We start from the raw sequence: 420 nt of genomic DNA, 5'->3' as shown, positions 1-420 counted from the left end.
AAAAAATCAGTACAGCATCCTGTGGGTGGAGCACCAGGACAAGGGGCGTCTTGAGCTGAATTTTGTCATCCCGAATATGGAGCTGGCGAGCGGAAAACGGCTCCAGCCCTATTACGACCGAGCGGACCGTCCGCGAATCAATGCCTGGCAGACACTGGTGAATCACCATTACGGGCTGCACGACCCGAACGCACCGGAGAACAGGCGGACACTTGTCACTCCGAATAATCTGCCGAAAGCGAAACAGGAGGCCGCAGAAGCGATTACGAGGGGGCTGGAGGCTCTTTACCATACCGGAGCGCTAAAAACGCGTCAGGATGTCACTGAGGCGCTTACAGCGGCAGGTTTTGAGGTGGTGAGGACAACCAGGAGCAGTATCAGTATCGCCGACCCGGAGGGCGGGCGTAATCTCAGGCTGAA

Annotated in this window: 1 protein-coding gene; it reads left to right on the top strand. The window is 56.9% G+C overall.

Annotated features, from left to right (window positions below):
* Positions 1 to 420: relaxase/mobilization nuclease domain-containing protein (locus E0D98_RS25910; RefSeq protein ID WP_165941081.1), on the top strand; the 420-nt coding region annotated here is incomplete at both ends.

Source organism: Escherichia sp. KCJ4928, from assembly GCF_004352695.1.
GTDB lineage: Bacteria > Pseudomonadota > Gammaproteobacteria > Enterobacterales > Enterobacteriaceae > ECMA0423.
The sequence above is the reverse complement of the archived record's forward strand: the minus strand, read 5'-3'. Positions and strand labels throughout refer to the sequence as shown.